The sequence below is a fragment of the Streptomyces sp. NPDC007983 genome (assembly GCF_042958345.1).
Taxonomy (GTDB): Bacteria; Actinomycetota; Actinomycetes; order Streptomycetales; family Streptomycetaceae; genus Streptomyces.
On sequence record NZ_JBIBJI010000008.1, the window covers coordinates 190275 to 209074 of the forward strand.

15 protein-coding genes are annotated in these 18800 nt (G+C 72.2%); 8 read left to right on the forward strand and 7 right to left on the reverse strand.

Annotation, left to right across the window (positions count from 1 at the left end):
* The first annotated feature begins 51 nt into the window (after positions 1-51).
* Positions 52-2019, forward strand: a complete 1968-nt coding sequence (locus ACFZCY_RS25410) for a ricin-type beta-trefoil lectin domain protein (protein WP_391177544.1) — start codon at positions 52-54, stop codon at positions 2017-2019.
* A gap of 28 nt (positions 2020-2047) precedes the next feature.
* On the opposite strand, the gene ACFZCY_RS25415 is transcribed toward ACFZCY_RS25410, so the two are convergent.
* The 3 genes from ACFZCY_RS25415 to ACFZCY_RS25425 all read right to left on the reverse strand — a co-directional run bounded on the left by ACFZCY_RS25415 (position 2048) and on the right by ACFZCY_RS25425 (position 5134).
* Positions 2048-3397, reverse strand: coding sequence for an MFS transporter (locus tag ACFZCY_RS25415; protein ID WP_391177546.1), 1350 nt, complete (start codon positions 3395-3397; stop codon positions 2048-2050).
* A gap of 208 nt (positions 3398-3605) precedes the next feature.
* The gene (locus tag ACFZCY_RS25420) at positions 3606-3686 is read right to left on the reverse strand and encodes a putative leader peptide (RefSeq protein ID WP_391178303.1); all 81 of its coding nucleotides are present in this window, start codon (positions 3684-3686) and stop codon (positions 3606-3608) included.
* A gap of 89 nt (positions 3687-3775) precedes the next feature.
* Entirely contained in the window at positions 3776-5134 is a 1359-nt protein-coding gene (locus ACFZCY_RS25425; RefSeq protein ID WP_391178306.1) for an FAD-linked oxidase C-terminal domain-containing protein, read from the reverse strand.
* 169 nt (positions 5135-5303) lie between these two features.
* Between ACFZCY_RS25425 and ACFZCY_RS25430 the strand changes: the two genes are divergently transcribed.
* From ACFZCY_RS25430 to ACFZCY_RS25460, 7 genes are all read left to right on the forward strand, one after another.
* Positions 5304-6674, forward strand: coding sequence for a hypothetical protein (locus ACFZCY_RS25430; protein ID WP_391177550.1), 1371 nt, complete (start codon positions 5304-5306; stop codon positions 6672-6674).
* 187 nt (positions 6675-6861) lie between these two features.
* Complete coding sequence (locus ACFZCY_RS25435; RefSeq protein WP_391177553.1) at positions 6862-7671, forward strand: glucose 1-dehydrogenase; 810 nt, start codon at positions 6862-6864, stop codon at positions 7669-7671.
* 33 nt (positions 7672-7704) lie between these two features.
* Complete coding sequence (locus tag ACFZCY_RS25440; protein WP_391177556.1) at positions 7705-9072, forward strand: MFS transporter; 1368 nt, start codon at positions 7705-7707, stop codon at positions 9070-9072.
* A 50-nt stretch (positions 9073-9122) separates the two neighbouring features.
* Positions 9123-9983 (forward strand): isocitrate lyase/phosphoenolpyruvate mutase family protein, encoded by an 861-nt coding sequence (locus ACFZCY_RS25445; RefSeq protein ID WP_391177559.1) that lies wholly within the window; start codon positions 9123-9125, stop codon positions 9981-9983.
* An 8-nt stretch (positions 9984-9991) separates the two neighbouring features.
* Positions 9992-11011, forward strand: coding sequence for an NAD(P)-dependent oxidoreductase (locus tag ACFZCY_RS25450; RefSeq protein WP_391177562.1), 1020 nt, complete (start codon positions 9992-9994; stop codon positions 11009-11011).
* A complete protein-coding gene (locus tag ACFZCY_RS25455; protein ID WP_391177565.1) occupies positions 11008-12888 on the forward strand; it encodes a TIM barrel protein in 1881 nt (626 codons plus the stop codon). The genes ACFZCY_RS25450 and ACFZCY_RS25455 overlap by 4 nt, the downstream gene beginning before the upstream one ends.
* 52 nt (positions 12889-12940) lie before the next feature.
* A complete protein-coding gene (locus ACFZCY_RS25460) occupies positions 12941-13669 on the forward strand; it encodes an FCD domain-containing protein (protein WP_391177568.1) in 729 nt (242 codons plus the stop codon).
* 22 nt (positions 13670-13691) lie between these two features.
* Here ACFZCY_RS25460 and ACFZCY_RS25465 read toward each other — a convergent pair whose 3' ends face one another.
* From ACFZCY_RS25465 to ACFZCY_RS25480, 4 genes are all read right to left on the reverse strand, one after another.
* The gene (locus ACFZCY_RS25465) at positions 13692-14972 is read right to left on the reverse strand and encodes a DUF1266 domain-containing protein (RefSeq protein ID WP_391177571.1); all 1281 of its coding nucleotides are present in this window, start codon (positions 14970-14972) and stop codon (positions 13692-13694) included.
* Positions 14973-15011: 39 nt separating this feature from the next.
* The gene (locus ACFZCY_RS25470; RefSeq protein WP_391177574.1) at positions 15012-15563 is read right to left on the reverse strand and encodes a hypothetical protein; all 552 of its coding nucleotides are present in this window, start codon (positions 15561-15563) and stop codon (positions 15012-15014) included.
* Between the two features lie 109 nt (positions 15564-15672).
* On the reverse strand, positions 15673-16662 hold the full coding sequence (locus ACFZCY_RS25475; protein ID WP_391177577.1) for an FkbM family methyltransferase: 990 nt from the start codon (positions 16660-16662) through the stop codon (positions 15673-15675).
* Between the two features lie 207 nt (positions 16663-16869).
* Complete coding sequence (locus tag ACFZCY_RS25480; protein WP_391178310.1) at positions 16870-18402, reverse strand: family 43 glycosylhydrolase; 1533 nt, start codon at positions 18400-18402, stop codon at positions 16870-16872.
* Between the last annotated feature and the right edge of the window lie 398 nt (positions 18403-18800).

Genomic DNA, 18800 nt, shown 5'->3' on the forward strand with positions numbered 1-18800 from the left:
CACTCCTCATTGGTACGGACTTTTCTCCCTGCCCTGTGAAAGGGAAAAGACGTGAACGATGCCGCCCTGGCGCACTTCTTAACCCCCACCCCCCTCTTCGGTGTGACGGACGAACAGCTCACGGCCGAAATGAAGAAGTGTTCGGGGAAACCGTCCGAGCAACAGCCCGCCGGGGAACTGCTGGGCCGTCACTGGGAGGCGGCCTTCTCCTACGCGAGCCTGTGCACCACGGGCTCCCACCCGGCGGGGATCCTCACCTCCGCCGCGTTCACCAGGCTGTTCGCGGAGGCGCTGCGGCGCAACGCGCCGGCCACCGCGTGGCGGCCACGGGTGCTGGCCACCGTGCGGGGCATAGCGGAGGAGTGGAACGCGGGCCCGCGCGCCGCGTTGCTCCATCCCGGCCTGCGGGCCGTCCCCAGGGAACGGGGGCGCGAGGACGGGCGGTTCCGTCCGCCGGAGAACAGACGTCTGGTGTTCCGCGCGTTCCAGCGGCTCCCCGAGACGGCCCGCTGTCTGCTGTGGCACACGGAGGTCGAGGCGGAGCGACTGGCCGTACCGGCAGGGCTGTTGGGGTTGTCCGACGATGCCCCCGCCGAGCTGGAGCGGGCCCGGCTGCGCTGGCGTCAGGCCTGTCTGGAGGTCCACCGCGACACGGCCCCCGAGGAGGAGTGCCGCCAGTACAGCCGGCTGCTGGACGTTTCGCTCCGCCGCGGCGACACCCGGCTCGACCCCGATTTGCGGCAGCACCTGGTCCGGTGCGAGCACTGCCGTCATGCCGCCGACCAGTTGGACCACTCCACCGGCCGGACGGCCGTTCTCCTCGCCGAAGCGGTCCTGGGGTGGGGCGCGCGGGACTATCTCGACTCCCGGCCGGGCCGCATCCCCGAACCGGGCCCGGTCGCGGCTCCCCCTCCCATGCCCTCCGTCCCGCCACGTGGCGGGGGCCCCCGCCACTCCGCGGGCAAGAACCCCTGGTGGAAGGCGCGCGCGGCGGCGCGCAGAAGACGGCCGAGGCTCACCCGCGGCCGACTCCTCGTGGTGACGGCGGCCACCGTGAGCGGCTGCGTCCTGGTGTCGGTGGCGGTGGCCTCGGTCCTCCCGTCCGGCGGTGGCGAGAACGCCGCGTACGACCGCGACACCCCCTCCTCGCAGCCGGGCGCGGGGGCGGGCGACACGACGGCCCCCGGCTCGGACCCCTCCTGGATCGGCGCCGACGGCCGCCCGGACGACGCACTGCGCGGACGGCTGCGCAACACCGCGAACGGACTGTGTCTCGACATCGTCGGCGGCAAGCCCGAGGCGGGCGCCGAGACCGAGGCCACGCCGTGCACCTCCGCGGTCACCCAGGAGTGGTCGTACGAGGCCGACGGCCTGCTGCGCAGCCGCGCCGACCCCGACCTCTGCCTCAACTCCCGCCTGAGCTTCGCCGTTCAACTGGGCTCCTGCGCCACCACGTCACGGCGGGCCGCGGCGAACGTGCGGTACGACTTCACCCTCCAGGGCACCCTGGTGCCGCGCTGGAACCAGGAACTGGCCCTGACCCCGGACTCCACGGAGAAGGGGGCCGGGCTGGTCCTGAAAACACGTGACGACTCCGCGAGGTCGCAGCGGTGGCTTGCGGGTGGCGCGGCGGACGACAACCGGTACCGGACCGAGACGGGCCGCCCGGACCGGGAGGCGGCGCCCCGTCAGGTGTCCGTCGTCCGCCCGAAGCCCGCCCGCACCGCGCCGCCGGCGCGCACCCCCGAACCCTCGGCGCCCCCGAAGTCCGCGCCGCCACCGTCGCGCCCCTCGTCCAAAGCACCGCACCGCTCCAAGCCCCCGGCGGCGGATCCGCCCCCGCGGCAGGCGGGCTCCTGGTACGGCCGGCAGGGCCCGCGCGGAGAGTACGGACAGCGCGGATGGCACGGACAGTACGGGTACGGCGGATACGGCGGGTACGGGCAGTACGGGCAGGCGCCCTGGGCCTCGGGCTGGGCCGGACACGACGGCGGATGGGGGCGAGGGGGCTACCGCTGACGGCGCGACGCGAGGGCGCGCGAAGACGCTACTTCACGGCCACCGCCGACCGGGTGGCCGTGGGGCGGGCGGGGCGTTCGGCGGTCCCCGACGCGAAGTACGTCTCGGACGGCCGGATACGCGAGGCCGCCCAGACGCTGACGACGGCGGTGGCCGCGAGATATCCGCAGGCGATCCACGGAGTGCCGTGGCCCAGCGCGAGGAAGGTCGTCATCAGCAGCGGCGTGATACCGGAGGCGTAGACACCGGACAGCTGGTACACCACGGACATGCCGGTGTACCGGACCTCCGCCGGGAACAGCGAGGCGAACAGGGTGCCCTGGGCCCCGTAGAAGGAGGCGTGGACCACGCCCAGCGTCAGCGCGATCGCCGCGGCGAACCCCCAGACCCCGGTGGCGTGGAACAGCCAGAACGCGGGGAACACGCTCAGCCCGAACAGTGCCATGCCGATGATGTACATCCGGCGCGCGCCGTGCCGGTCCACCAGGGAGCCGGACAGCGGGATCAGTACGGCCATCACCAGCGCGGCGAAGGTGACGGCGAGCAGGACCGGGGTCCGTGGCAGGTGCAGTGTCGAGGTGGCGTAGGAAATCGCGAACACCCCCCAGGTGTTGAACGCGGCGCCCTCGCCCCACCGGGCCAGCATGCCCAGCACGGTGTGCCGCCGGGTGCCCGGGTCCCTCAGCAGCCGCGCCAGCGGGACCCGGGACGCCGACTGCCGCTGCTCGATCCGGCGGAAGGCCGGGGTCTCGTCCACCTTGAGCCGCACGGTGATCCCCAGGACGACCAGCAGCAGACTCACCAGGAAGGCCACCCGCCACCCGTAGCTGAGGAAGGCCTTGTCGCTGAGCACATTGCTGAGCAGGGCGAAGACACCGGTCCCCAGCGCCAGTCCGAGGGCCAGGCCGATCTGCGGGTAGCTGCCGTAGCGGCCCTCGCGGCCGCGCGGGCCGTGCTCCACGGACAGCAGCACCGCACCGGCCCACTCACCGCCGAGCGCCACGCCCTGCGCCACCCGCAGGATGAGCAGGAGGACGGGGGCCCAGACGCCGATCTGCTGATAGGTGGGCAGCAGGCCGATGAGTGTGGTGGAGCCGCCCATCACGCTCATGGTGACGGCGAGGGTCCGTCTGCGGCCGATGCGGTCGCCGATGTGCCCGAAGAGCAGACCGCCGATGGGCCGTGCCAGGAAGCCGACCGCGAAGGTGGCGAAGGAGAGGATGGTTCCGATGGTGTCGTTGCCGGTGGGGAAGAACAGGTCGCCGAAGACGAGGCCGGCGGCGGTGCTGTAGAGGAAGAAGTCGTACCACTCCACCGTGGTGCCCAGGAGGCTGGACAGCACCACGGTGCGAAGTGGCCGTCGGGACGTTTCGGGCATGGGGGACTACCGTTTCGTTGCATGCCGGGGCGCCGAGGCGGACGGGAGCGCGCGACGGCGCGCACACCGGCCCCAGTGGCGGGGTGCGAGGGGAAGGACAGCGCTGTGAAGTGAACGCCCCACGGGCGGACGCCTGATGACGAATCGTCAGAACACCTGCGGCGCTACGGGGCCGGAGGCGTGGTGGTCCGCGGGGAGGGCGCCGGGGTCAGAGGCGACAGCAGGCGCTGGACTGGCGGCACAGGTCGACGTGGAGGCGTTCCACGAGCGGGCCGGCAGCATTCGACATGGCCGACAGTATGGTCGGCCCCCGCCGCCCGGCTCAAGGCGTCACCGGAAAGGTCTCACCGACTGGGACGGGCGCGGCCCGGTGTCCGCTCAGCCGCGGCTGATGACCTTGCCGGGGTTCAGGATCCCGCGCGGGTCCAGGGCCGCCTTGACGGCGTGGTGCATCTCCAGCACGGCGGGCGCGAGTTCCCGCTCCAGACCGTCCCGCTTCAGCAGTCCGACACCGTGCTCGCCGGTGACCGTCCCGCCCAGGTCGATGGCGTCGGCGATGATGTCGCGGAACGCGGCCTGGGCCCGCTCCCGGGCCGCGGTGTCGCCCGGCTGGGTGATCAGCAGCGGATGGAGGTTGCCGTCACCGGCGTGGGCGATGTTGGCGATGAGCGTGTCGTGCCGGGTGGCCGCACGCTCGATCCGCGCCAGCATCTCCGGTACCGCCGCCCGGGGCACGCACACGTCCTCGGTGAGCACCGGGCCCAACCGCTCCAGCGCCGGATAGGCGAGCCGCCGCGCCGCGAAGAGCGCGTCGGCCTCCTCCTGGTCCGTGGACTGCGCGGCCCAGGTCGCCCCGGCCTCCTCGAAGCAGGCGAGCATGCGCTCGGCCTCCTGCGCCCCGGCCGGGCCGGGCGCGTCCGTACGCCCCAGCAGCACCACGTCCGCGTCGACGGACAGGCCCATGTTCTTCCACCGGTCGACCGCGGCCAGGCAGTGCCGGTCGATCAGCTCCAGCGCGGACGGGGTGAGCCCCGCGGCCCCGACCGCGGTGACGGCGCGGCCCGCGGCCACCACCGACGAGAAGTAACCGGCGACCGTACGCTCCGCCTCCCGCTGGGGGCGCAGCCGCACCGTGACCTCGGTGATCACCCCGAGGGTGCCCTCGGAACCGACCATCAGCCCCGCCAGGTCGTACCCGGCGACACCCTTCGCCGTCCTGCGGCCCAGCCGCACCAGCTCACCGGTGCCGGTCACCGCCTCCAGGCCGAGGACGTAGTCGCGGGTGACGCCGTACTTCACGCAGCACAGCCCGCCCGCGTTGGTGGCCACGTTGCCGCCGATGGTGGACCAGGGAGCGCTGGCCGGGTCCGGCGGGTACCAGAGCCCGTGTTCGGCGCACGCGGCCCGCAGATCGTCGTTGATCACACCGGGGCCGACGACCGCGAGCCGCTCCACGGGGTCGATCTCGTGGACGGTGTTCATGTGCTCCGTGGAGAGCACGACGCAGCCCTCGACGGCGTTGGCGCCGCCGGAGAGGCCGGTTCCGGCGCCCCGGGTGACCAGCGGAACGCCGTGCCGCAGACAGGCGCGCACCACGGACCGCACCTCCCACGCCGTACGCGGCCGTACGACCACGCGCGGCGTCCCGTACGGCGCCCACTCCGCCTCGTCGTGCGTGAACCCGGCCGCGATCCGCTCGTCCTCGATCAGCCGCCCGTCCGGCAGCTCCCGCCGCAGCTCCTCGATCAGCACGCCCGGCCCCCAACCCTGTCGTCGTCCCCGTACCGCGTCCCCGCCACGGTACCCACCATGGAAAGCGGCGATGATCACCGCCCTGGCCGGACCGCGAGCGCTCCCGTCGGGGGAAAACCGTGCAAACTACGCGATATGGGCTAGCGTCGTAGTCATGGAGACCGTACGACGCGTCTTCCGGTCGGCGCTGGTGCTTCCGATGGTCATCGCGGCACTGCTTCTCGCCGCCGTCGCCGCGGCTCCCGGCGCACGGGCCGCCGACTCCCTGGACACCGCCGCGGCCTCCCTGCGCAACGGGGCCGTCCATGTCGATCCACGCGCCCGGAACATCCTGCCCCGGACCGAGGCCCACGCCCTGGCGCACAAGATCGAGAAGGCGGGCAAGCCGGTCTTCGCCGTCGTGCTCCCCGCCGCCGAGAAGCACGACCGGTCGACCCTGCTGCGGGATCTGCGGACGAAGGTCGGCGTCACCGGCGTGTACGCGGTCGCGCTCGGCAACCGCTTCGACGCGGGCGCCGACCGCTCGGTCCTCTCCCGGGACGCCGTGCGGAACCTGACCGGCGCCGCGCAACGGGCCCACCCCGGCGACTCCGGGGCCATGCTCACCGACTTCGCCGGTCACGCCGTGCGGCAGGCCAAGGGCGACGCGCCCGCCACCTGGAACGGCGCCGCCACCCCCAGGGGAAGCACCGGCGCGCTGGGGCTTCTCATCACGCTCGCCATCCTGCTCGTCGTCGGCGTCGGCGGCACCTACCTGGTGAGCAAGCGCGTCACCAGGCGGCGGCAGCGGCAGGAGCGGGTCCGGCTGGAAGAACTCCGCCCGCTGGTGGACGAGGACATCACCGCCTTCGGCGAGGAGCTGACCCGGGTCGCCTTCGACCCGGCGTCCCCGAAGGCGGACGACGCGATGCGCGAGGACTACACCCGGGCCCTGGACTCCTACGAGCGCGCCAAGACGACGATGGAGAAGGCGCGGGGCTCCAGGGAGGTGCGGGACGTGAGCGAGACGCTGGCGGACGGCCGGTTCTCGCTCGCCACCCTGGAGGCCAGGCTGGCGGGCGGGCCGCTGCCGGAGCGCCGGCCCCCGTGCTTCTTCGACCCGCGGCACGGCCCCTCGGTCGAGGACCGGCAGTGGACCCCGGCGGGCAGCACCTCCGAGCGGACCGTTCCGGTCTGCGCCGCGGACGCGGCCCGGCTGGACGACGGCGAGGAGCCGATGGCCCGGCAGGTCGACACCTCCGCGGGGCGGCGCCCGTACTGGGACGCCGGACCCGTCTACGCGCCCTGGGCGTACGGCTACTTCGGCGGCGCGCTGCTGCCGGGCCTGCTGACGGGCACCCTGCTCGGTGCCTCGCTCGCCTCGCCCTACGCCTACGGGGACTACTACGGCGCCGGTCCGGCGGGCGACTACTCCGGCGGCGACTACTCGGGCGGTGACTTCGACCCGGGTGACTTCGGAGGCGGCGATTTCGGCGGTGGCGATTTCGGTGGCGGCTTCGGCGGGGGAGACTTCGGCGGAGGGTGACACCGCGCCGCCCCGCGTCCCGTATCGGGCGTAAGCCGCCCAGAGAGACCGGAACGCGGCCTGCCGCATCCGCGCGGCAATCTTGTGCACATGTCTTGTATCCCAGATTGCCGAACTCTAGTGTCCCAGTCTCAACGGCCCGGCCTGCCCACCCATGCTGCCGGGCGCACCGACGAAAGGGACGAGGGTGGCGGACCTCAGCGGTCTCTGCGTCGCGGTCACCGGTGCCGGGCGCGGCATCGGACGGACCATCGCCCTGCGGCTCGCCTCGGCGGGGGCGCACCTGGCTGTCATCGACCGCGACGCCTCCCGCGCCGAGGCCGTACGCGCCGAGGTGGCCGACCTCGGCCGCCCGGCGCTCGCCGTGGCGGGCGATGTGACCCGCGCCGCCGACTGCGCCGAGATGGTGCGGCGCACCGCCGACGGCCTCGGGCGGCTGGACGTCATGGTCTGCAACGCGGGCATCGTGCAGGTCAAGCCCTTCCTGGAGATCACCGAGGAGGACTGGGACGCCACGTTCGCCGTCAACGTCAAGGGCGCGTTCCTGACCATGCAGGCCGCCGCCGCCCGGATGCGCGCCCAGGAACCCCCGCACGGCACCCGTCCGCGCGGGAAGATCATCACGATGTCCTCGATCGCCGGACGGTACGGCGCCGGTCCGATGGCACCCCTCACGCCCCACTACCGGGCCAGCAAGGCGTCCGTCATCAGCCTCACCCAGAGCGCGGCCTACGCGCTGGCGCCGGACATCACCGTCAACGCCATCTGCCCCGGCCTGGTCGAAACCGACATGTGGCGCCAGATCGACCAGGAGTGGTCCGCCGCCGAGGGGTGGACCGCGGGCGAGGCGTGGGCGCGGCGCACCGCCGTCGTGCCGATGGGCCGCCCCCAGACGCCGGACGACGTCGCGGGCCTCGCCCTCTATCTCTGCTCACCCGATTCCGACTACATGACCGGCCAGGCCGTCAACATCGACGGCGGACTGATCATGAGCTGAGCCGCCCTCCTCCCCGCACGACCGAGGAAGCACATGACACACGCACCCAGCGGCACCCCCGCCACGCCTTTGGACGAGGCCGGGCAGCGGGCAGCCGTCTCGCGCATCACCTGGCGCCTCCTTCCGCTCATCGCGGTCGGCTATGTCATCGCGTACGTCGACCGCACCAACATCGGCTTCGCCCAGCTGGGCATGGGCACCGAACTGGGCATCAAGGCCGCCGCCTACGGCCTCGCCGCCTCGATCTTCTTCGTCGCGTACTTCTTCTTCGAGGTGCCGAGCAACCTGCTGCTGCGCCGCTTCGGCGCCCGCGCCTGGCTCGCCCGCATCATGGCGACCTGGGGGATCATCACCGTGATCACCGGGTTCACCACCAATGTGCAGATGCTGTACGTGATGCGCTTCCTGCTCGGCATCGCGGAGGCCGGTTTCTTCCCCGGCATCATCGTCTACCTCACCCTGTGGTTCCGCTCCGGCGACCGGGCCGTCGCGCTCGGCTGGCTGGTGCTGGCCCAGCCGGTCTCGTTCATCTGCGGCGGGCTCCTCGGCGGCCTGATCCTGGACCACACCGGCTGGTTCGGCATGGCGGGCTGGCGCTGGCTGTTCATCCTGACCGGCGTACCGGCGATCCTGATGGCCGTCGTGACGTTCCTCTTCCTCCCGGACTCCCCGGCGACCGCGCGCTGGCTCGCCCCCGCCGACCGCGAGTGGCTGCGCACCTCCCTGGAGGCCGAACAGGGCACCGGCCACGACGAGGGCGTACGCGTGCAACTCGCCGCCCTGCGGAACCGCCGGGTGCTGCACCTGGCCGCCACCCATCTCGCGCTCGCCATCGGCACCTACGGGTTCAACCTCTTCCTGCCGCTGATCATCAAGCAGATCAACCCCGCCTACTCGGCCACCAACATCGGCTTCACCGCCGCCGTCCCCTACCTCTGCGCCGCGCTCGCGCTGCTGCTCACCGCCCAGCTGTCCAAGCGCGCCCGCGAGCGCAAATACCTGGTCGCCGTGCCGCTCGCGCTCGGGGCCGTGGGCCTCGCCGCGGTGATCGCACTGCGGCACCACCCCGGGCCCGCGGTGGTCGCGCTCGCGGTGACCGGGATCGGCGCCTTCGCCTGGCTGCCGCCGTTCTGGGCGCTCACCACCGACAGCCTGTCCAAGACGCACGCCGCCGTCGGCATCGCCGCCATCAACTCCATCGGCAACCTCGGCGGGTTCTTCGGCCCCTACATCGTCGGCAAGGAGACCGACGGCGACACCGTGACGGCGGGCCTGCTCATCCCCGTGGTGTCCCTGGCCGTCTCGGTCGTGCTGATCCTGCTGTGGCGCAGCCCCGCGCGGCAGCCCGGCTCCGAAACCGGTCCGGCGCCGGTGGCCGACGCGCCCGCCACCGCCCGCTGACGCCCCGCGACACCGACCCACTGGCACCGACTCACCGAAAGGAGCCGACCGTGTCAGCCGCCACGTCGCTCAACGCCCTCCTGAACGGCCCCGGCATCGTCCAGGCCCCGGGCGCGCCCGACTCGGCCACGGCCCGCCTCGTCCAGGCCGCCGGGTTCCCGGCCGTCTACATGACCGGCTTCGGGGCCACGGCCAGCCGGCTGGGCACCCCCGACATCGGGCTGCTCACCCAGACCGAGATGACCGAACACGCCCGCAACATGACCCGCGCGGTGACCATCCCGGTCATCGCGGACGCCGACACCGGATACGGCGGCCCCTCCAACATCCACCGCACCGTGCGCGAGTACGTCCAGGCCCAGGTGGCGGCCATCCACCTGGAGGACCAGGTGGCGCCCAAGCGGTGCGGCCAGATGAGCGGCATCCGGCTGATGGACGAGGACGAGAGCGCCGCCCGGATCGCCTGCGCCGTCGAGGCCCGGGGCGGCGACGACCTGCTCGTCATCGGACGCACCGACGCACTGCCCGCCGCCGGAATCGAGGAGGCGGTACGCCGCGCCCGCCGCTACCGGGACGCCGGAGCCGACCTCGTCTTCGTCGACGGCATCAAACGCGTCGAGGAGGTGGAGGCCGTCGCCAAGGCCGTCGAAGGACCCAAGGTCGTCTCCATCGTGGACGGGAACGAGACCACCCGGCTCACCGCGACCGACCTCGCCGACCTGGGGTTCCGAATCGTCTTCTACGCGGTCACCGCGCTGTTCACCGCCACCCGCGCGGTCGCCGACGCACTGGACCACCTGCGCACCGCCGGAACCCCCGCGGGCGGCCCGGCCCAGCACACCTACGCCGAGTTCTGCGACCTGGTCGACCTCGGCTTCCACCAGGACCTCGACCACCGCTTCGGGAGCTGAGCGCCATCATGTTCACCGTGGTCGTCACCGACTACGAATTCGCCGACCTGGAGCCCGAGCGGCAGGTCCTGGAGGCGGCCGGGCTCACCCTCGTACCCGCCCAGGCCCGCACCGAGGACGAGCTGATCGAGGTCTGCGCCGACGCCGACGCCGTGATCAACCAGTACGCCCCCGTCACCGCCGAAGTCATCCGGAAACTGACCCGCTGCCAGGTCATCTCCCGCTACGGCATCGGACTCAACACCATCGACGTCCCCGCGGCGACCGAAGCGGGCATCGCCGTCGCCAACGTGCCGGACGGCTCCCTGGAGGAGGTGTCCGACCACGCCGCCGCGCAGATCCTCACCCTCGCCCGGGGCCTGCACCGCTACGACGCCGCGATCCGCCGGGGCACCTGGGACTACACCGTCGCGAAACCGCTGCGGCGGCTGCGCGGACGCACACTCGGGCTCGTCGGCTTCGGCCGCATCCCGCAGCGGCTCGCCGAGAAGATGAGCGGCTTCGGGATGACACTCCTCGCCCACGACCCCCATCCCGACACCTCCCGGGCGGCGGCGCTCGGCATCCGGCTCGTGGACCTCGACACGCTCTGCCGTGAAGCCGATGTGGTGTCCGTGCACGCCCCGCTGACGCCGGAGACCGAAGGGATGATCGGGCCCGGGCAGTTCGCCGTCATGAAGCCGACCGCCTGCCTGGTCAACACCGCGCGCGGCCCGGTCGTGGACGAGGCCGCGCTCATCGGGGCGCTGCGCTCGGGACGTATCGGCGGCGCCGCCCTGGACGTCTTCGCGCACGAACCCATCGGGCCCGACAGCCCGCTGGCGCGATGCGAGAACGTGGTCCTCACCCCGCACACCGCCTGGTACTCGGAGGACTCCGAGATCGAGATCCGCACGAAGACGGCGCGCAACGTGGTAGAAGTCGCCCAGGGGCGGCTGCCCACCTACCTGGTCAACCACGGCGTGCGGCACACCGTCATCCCCGCCCCCCGCAGCATCGCCCGCCCCGGAGGAGGACGCACCACATGACCCGTACAGCGGTGGCCACGGTCTGCCTGTCGGGAACCCTGGACGACAAGCTCACCGCCGCGGCGGACGCCGGTTTCGCCGGGGTCGAGATCTTCGAACCCGACCTCGTCGCCTCCCCACTCGCCCCCGCCGCGATCCGGGCCCGCTGCGCCGACCTCGGCCTGTCCATCGACCTCTACCAGCCCTTCCGCGACCTCGACTCCACCTCACCGGACCGCTTCGCCGCCAACCTGACCCGCCTGGAGCGCAAGCTGGAGGTGATGCGGCGGCTGGGCGCAGACACCCTGCTGGTGTGCTCCTCGGTCTCCCCGGACGCGGTCCCCGACCCCGACCTGCTCGCCGGGCAGCTGCACACGGCGGCCGAGCGCGCCGCGGCCCACGGCATACGCATCGCCTACGAAGCCCTCGCCTGGGGCGCCCACATCGACACCTACGAGGCGTCCCTCGACGTGGTCGAGCGCGCCGGCCACCCGGCGCTCGGACTGTGCCTGGACAGCTTCCACATCCTCTCCCGCGGCTCGGACCCCGCGGGCATCCGGGACATCCCCGCCGAGAAGCTGTTCTTCCTCCAGCTCGCCGACGCGCCCCACCTGGACATGGACGTACTCCAGTGGAGCCGCCACCACCGGCTCTTCCCCGGCCAGGGCGCCTGGGACCTGTCCGCGTTCCTCAGCCATGTGCTGGCCGCGGGCTACCGGGGACCCCTGTCGCTGGAAGTCTTCAACGACGTCTTCCGCCAGGCCGACCCGGGCCGCACGGCCATCGACGCCCACCGCTCGCTGCTGGCGCTGCGCGACGCCACCGCCCGCCGCGCGGACGCCCCATCGGCGGGCGCCGTGCCCACCGTACCGGCTGTGCCGACGGGGTCCGCTCCCAGCGGCGTCGCGTTCGCCGAGGTGGCCGTCGATACGGAGTCCGGGCCGCTGATCGCTCAGGCGCTGGCCGCGCTCGGCTTCACCCACACCGGACACCACCGCACCAAACCCGTCCAGCTGTGGACCCAGGGCGAGGCCCGGCTCCTCCTCAACACCGGTGCGACCCGCCCCGGCGGCGCGATCAGCGCCCTGGGTCTGCACACCGCCGACCCGGCCGCCTCGGCCGCCCGCGCCGAGGCACTGCTCGCCCCGGTCCTGCCGCGCACCCGGGGCCCGGCCGAGGCCGACCTCGCAGCCGTCGCGGCCCCGGACGGCACCGAGGTGTTCTTCTGCGGCACCGGCGACGACTGGCTCGCCGACTTCACACCCGCCGCCGACCCACCGGACCGGCCCGGCGCGGGCGTCACCCGCGTCGACCACATCGCGCTCACCCAGCCGTTCGACCACTTCGACGAGGCCACCCTCTTCTACCGCGCCGTCCTCGGCCTCACCTCGCAGCCCACCGCCGAATACGCCGCCCCCTTCGGCCTGGTCCGCAGCCGGGCCTTCACCGACCCCGCCGAGCGGCTCCGCATCGCGCTGTCGGTCACCCTGCTGCGCCGGGGCGACTGGGCGCCACCGGTCACCAGCCCCCAGCACATCGCCTTCGCCACCGACGACATCGTGGCGACCGCCCGTGCCGTACGCGACCGCGGGGCGCCTCTGCTGGCCGTCCCGGACAACTACTACGACGACCTCGACGCCCGGCTCGGCCCCGACCCCGCGCTCCTCACCGACCTCCGCGAGCTGGGCATCTTCTACGACCGCGATGCCGACGGCGCGTTCCTCCACTGCTACACGGAGATCCTGGGCGGTGCGGTCTTCTTCGAACTCGTCCAGCGCGTCGGCCGGTACGCCGGCTACGGCGCCGCCAACGCTCCCGTCCGCATGGCCGCCCACCGCACCGCCCGCCTCGCCCTCACCCAGGCCGGGCCGGATCCGGCGATACGGCGGCTACGGTAGCGTTCGGGATAAGCGGGGACATACCCCTGGACACACCCATGGACGGAGGGGCATGGCACGCACGACGGGTGGCGGACGGTCCTCGTCGCTGGCCTCCGAGGTGGCACGCCGTCTCCGCGCGGCGATCGTGGACGGCGAGTTCGACCTTGGCGAGGCGCTGTCCGAGGACGGTCTCGCCTCCGCCCTCGGAGTGAGCCGCACACCGGTCCGCGAGGCCCTGCGCATGCTGCGCCTCCAGGGCCTGGTCGAGATCGTGCCCAAGTCCGGGACGTACGTCTTCCAGCCCACCGAGGACGAGATCTTCGAGCTGTGCGAATACCGCACCACCCTGGAGATCCGCGCGGCCCAGCTGGCCCTCGAACGCAACCCCGACGCCGCCCTCGCCGCCATGCGCCGCGCCGTCGAGGCCATGACCGATGCCCTTGCGGGCAACGACACCAAGGCGTACGGACGCGCCGACACCGCCTTCCACGAGGCGTTCTTCGCCCACTGCGGCAACCGCTACCTCAGCGACGCCCACCAGATGAGCCTGGCCCGCGTCTCGGCGCTCCGCGTGCACCTCACCTTTCTCGCCACCACGGAACCGGCGCGCTCCTTCGAGGAACACCGGCGGGTCGTAGAGATCTTCGCCGCGGGCCGTACGGACGAGCTCGAGGAGATCCTGAAGGCGCACATCATGCGGACGCGCGAGAACTACCTGCTGGCCCTGCGCGCCCGGGCCGCCCGCGACGCCGAATCCAAGGCGGCGGGCCTGCGCCGCAAGCTGGGCCTGTCCAGCTGAGCGCCCGGGTCCGGCTGAGCGCCTATTTCCAGGGGATCGTGAGCCAGGGGCTGCCGGGGTCGGTGGTGAGGATGCGGTGTGCTTCCAGCATGTCCTGGTACCAGGTGCCGAATTCCTCCTCGTCGAAGTGCAGACACCGGCCGAGGATGTAGGACGCGGAAAACTCCTCCCAGGAGCGGTAGTTGAGCCTGCCGAGCCTGCTGGCACGGGCGATCGCGTTCTCGGCCTCCCGCCGGTCGCAGTAGCGGGCGCCCAGCCCCCAGCGGGCCATTCCGGCGGCCCGCCCGTAATCCCACGCCTCCACGGACGGGACGAACTTCCCCTCCGCCAGCAGCCCGTCGGCGCGGAAACGCTTCTCGTAGCGGGCGATGCGCCCGATGAGCCGCTGCACTCCCGCGATCTGCGCCGCCACCTCGGCGCCGTCGAGGGGGCCGACCTTGGTCACCCCGTCGGCGCTCAGCCGGTACTCGGTGGCCTCGGTGCCCCGCCGCAGCACCTTCTCGGCCGCCTGCCGCCACTGGCCCACCTCGACGGGGCCGCCGAACTCCCGGGACAGCGACCGCCTGATCCCGAGGACGAACTCCCAGGCGCCACCGCCGACCTGGTCCGCTTCGAGCAACTGCTCCTGGTGATGCCGCCACTCCTCGCGGCTGGTGATGCCCCACCACTCCTTGAGGCGGTTCTTCTCACCCTTGTAGCCCGTGCCGTGATAGTCGATGGCGTTCCACAGATCCCCGTTGCTGACGGACAGCAGCGCGATCAGCCCCAGGCCGTGGGCCACCGCCCCCGCCGCCGCCCCGCTTCCCTCCAGCGCGCGCAGCCGCATGAGGTAGTGGGGCCGCCCGCGGTCGCGTTGCTCGAGGCGCCGCACATGCTGCTGCCACAGCGCGCGATGGGCCGGTGTCGCGGGGAAGAACACCTCACAGGGGCTCCCCGGGTTGATCACGATCCATGAGGTGTCGCTGTCCCGCCACCCGTCCGCGAGCCAGTCCAGGTCGGTGCGGCAGAAGGCGGTCTCCGCGTCGGGAGGGGGCAGCATGCCATCGGTGAGGAGGGGCAGGCAGTTGGCCCGGACCTGGGAGTACCAGTAGGGCGTGCACAGAAACGTCCCCGGATCGGCCTCGATCCGGGCCACGGAGTCGGCGAAGAAGAGATCTTCCTCGGCCAGCACATCGAAGAACGCGGACCAGTCACCGCGCACCTTGGCCTCGTACAGCCTCCGCTCGACCTCACCCGGCGCCTGCCATGCGGGCGGCGCCTGAAGTTCCGTACGGCCGACCGCGTTTCCCTCCCCGTAACCCATGACACAGGACTCTACCGAGCGCCGCCGGTCGGGCTTCCGCTACCCCGCGATCAGCATGGCGAGGAAGAGCAGGACGACCGCGGCGGGCAGCAGCCCGAAGAGGGCGCCCGGCCGGAGCAAGAGGGGTTTGCCCAGGGGGAGTCGGCTGTGGAAGGGGTCGGGGCCGGGTCCCGGCAGACGCTCGATCTTCGAGTGGGCCCGCAGATTCAGGATGATGGTGACGGGGTTGAACAGGATCGCGGACAGCGGATGCCACCACCCCTGCCACATCGTCATGGCGGTGTGCTTCCGGAAGAGCGCCGTGCCGCAGGTCCGGCAGAACTGGCCCTTCCGTTTGCGGAACAGCATGATGAAGAACAGCCCTTGGTGGTGCCGGAGGGCCATCGTGGCCGCGGGCGACCCGCCGCACATCTGGCACGCGAGCTGCCACGGAGCGGCATACGGGGCCTCCGGCCCGGCTGGGCGCTCCGACGGAGCGGGGCGAAGGGGATACCCCGGCAGCGGCGGCCGATCGGCCACGGGCTGCGCCGTTCCGTACCCCGTACCGGGAACCGCGCCATACGGGTTGCCGGGCAGTGTCGGCAGCGACATGGACTTCCTCACCCCAAGCGATCCAGTTTGCGACACCCTATGCGACGTGGCGTCCGCACGGCCGCCGTGGCCTCACGGGGCCGGACCACCGGCCCCGTGAGGCATCGCTTCACCGCGGAGCGGCGTCCGCGCGCATCATGACGCAGTCGAACTCCACCACGCGGCCCGTCGTGTCCTCGCGGGTCACCGGGTACATGCCCGTGATGCCGAAGCCACTCTTCTCGTACGCGGCGATGGCCTCGCTCATCCCGGGGCTGCCCTCGTAGAGCCGCAGAGGCGCGACCTCCGACTGCATCCCCACGAACTCCTCGATCCGTTCCCCGGCGCCCGCGAACACCTCCAGGTCGTATCCCTGGGTGTCCATCTTCAGATAGGGGCGGGGGTCGGTGAGACCGGCCAGCGCCTTGTCCATCACGCTGTCCAGCCTGCGGATCTCGATCTCCTCCGTACGGTCCTTCGCGAACCGCCGGTAGCGGTCCTTGCCGTAGTCGCTGGCCGGGAGCAGCGAGTTCATGGTGGCCCAGCCCACGTGCATGGACCGGGTCGCCTCCTCACGCCCGAGGGCGAAGGGGAACACCCACCACTCGGGATCGTCCTCGGCGGCCCGCTCCAGCTTCGCGAACGCCTCCTCGGTGGGTTCGAAGGAAACGATTCTTCCCGTATAGCCGAGCCCGCGCAGCCGCCTGCCGTACTGACCGGCGTTGGCCCCCACGTCGAAAACGCAGTTCACCTCGTACTTCTCCAGCAGCCCGGCCACATGGTGGCCGCACAGATACGTGGCGGCCGCCAGCTGGAGCGAGCGTTCGTCGGAGGCCTTCGCGTCGTAGAGGAGATGGGCACCGGTGTCGCCGAGCCGGACATTCGTCCACGCGTCGGACGGGGGGTCGCCCCGGCCGCGGGCCACCACCCACGTGTCCGGCCGCACCCGGGTCACCGCGAAACGGCTGCTGCCGCGCGTCACCAGGTCGGCCTCCCGGCCCACGGGGACGCGGTTCCGCTTGCCGCGCCGGGAGAGCACCGCCGTACCCGAGCCGAGGTCGAGCACCTGCACTCCGAGCCGGGGGAGCACACTCAGCAGTCTTCTGTAAAGGGTTTGCATCAAGACAGCCTCGCAGGTCTCGGCCGTCTCGGCTCCCCCTTACGGCCAATTGGTGCACTTCTCTGCCGCCTCTCGGCCCGGACCCCCTCCTTTTTGAAGAAAAATGTGCCAAGCGGCCCGGCCGCCGGAGACGACCGGGCCGTACGCGGGTGAACAGGAGGTGGCCGAAAAGGGACGGTACCGGGTAGACGTGACCGATGGTGATGGTCAGGGCGCCGGGGCCACCCGGAACCAGTCGAATTCCGCCGCGCCGCGCCGGGTCACCGCCTCCGGTCCGGTGGCGAAGAGTCCCACGGTCGCCCCGATCCAGGTGCCCGCGGTCGCCGTGAACGGCGGGCCGAGCGGGGCGAACCCCCGGCCGTCCGTGTCGGCCGCGAACCGGCACACCGCTCCGGGGCCCACGGCCACCCGCAGCCGCACCGCGGCGCGCATCCTCCCCAGCGGCACCGGCGGGGCGGCGTCCACCTCGGCGGCGTCCTCCTGCGCGGTGCGGCACACCAGGACGATCCGGTCGCCGTCGTGGCGCAGCCCCGCCCAGCAGTACGTCGCGCCCAGCATGACCAGCCCGGCGCGGGCTTCCGCGGTGGTGGTGGACAGCGTCATGGAGGTCGTCGCCGTGAAGGATTCGGCGGGCAGCCGCTGGCCCAGCACATTCGGCAGCAGCCGCAGATCGTGGCTGACCGGGCTGGGGTGGCAGGCCAGCGCGAGGCGGCGGGGGAAGTGGCGGAAGGACCACCAGGCCGGGTCGGCGTTCGCCTGCCAGCTCCACTGTTTCCCCAGCTCCGGCCCGGTGAACTCGTCGCCGGTGGCGGGCGCCGTCACTCTCGTCCGGCCGTGGACCCGTGGCTTGGTGTGCATCAGCACCGGGGTACCCCGGCCGCTGCCGTCGTCCTCGCCCATCACCGGCCAGCCGTCGGAGCGCCACCGCATCGGCTGGAGGTGCACCACCCGCCCGTAGGTCCCGCGGTCCTGGAAGTGCAGGAACCAGTCCTCGCCGCCCGGTGTGCTCACCCACGCTCCCTGGTGCGGCCCGTTGACGGGACTGTCGCCCTGGGCGAGCACGACGCGGTCCTCGTACGGGCCCTGGACGGAGCGGGAGCGAAACGCCGACTGCCAGCCGCTGGTGACGCCTCCGGCCGGGGCGAAGATCCAGTACCAGCCGTCCCGCTTATAGAGCTTCGGCCCCTCCAGGGTGGTGTAGCCGGGCAACTCGTCGCCGTTGACGACGACACGGCCCTCATCCAGCAGGGCGGTCCCGTCCGGGCTCATCCGGTGCAGCGTCAGCCGGTTGTTGATGCCGCTGCGGCTCTTCGCCCAGGCGTGGATCAGATACGCCTGCCCGTCGTCGTCCCACAGCGGACACGGATCGATCAGGCCCTTGCCCGGCTTGAGTGGATGCGGTGTGCTCCACGGGCCACGCGGATCGGTGGCGGTCACCACGAAGATCCCGAAGTCTGGGTCCGGATAGAAGATCCAGAACTTGCCGTCGTGGTGGCGCAGGGCCGGGGCCCACACCCCTTGGCCGTGCCGCGGCTCGCTGAAGTGGTCCTTGGGCAGCAGTTCGGTCAGGGCGTGTCCGATGATGGTCCAGTTGACCAGGTCGGTGGAGCGCAGGACGGGCAGTCCGGGGACGCGGTTGAAGGTGGAGGCGACCAGATAGAAGTGATCGCCCACCCGGATCGCGTCGGGGTCGGACCAGTCGGCGTTGAGCACGGGATTCCGGTAGCGGCCGTCTCCCAGGTCGGCCACCCACGGCAGCCGTCCCCGCCCCGGGGCGGCCTGCGCCCCCGCGGCCTCCGGACCTGTGGCCACCGCTCCTCGGGCGGCCGCCTCGGCGCGGGCGGTGCCACCGGCCGCGCCCAGGACCGTCGACGCGGCCGCCGCGCCGAGACCGGTCCGTATCACGTGCCTGCGACTGTGTCGGCTCACTGTCTTCTCCGTATCTCGAACGGGGATGAGTGCAGGTACTCGGTCCAGTAAGCGCTTACCGCGCATGAGTGTGGCAGTGGGGGACTTTATGGGCAAGAACCCCGGACGTTCTGATTCGGCGTCAGATCCACCTGGTTGACCGGCACATGATGCCCACCAGGAACAATGGGGTGCGCACGGTCCGCCGCAGCCTCGGTCGAAGGAAATCG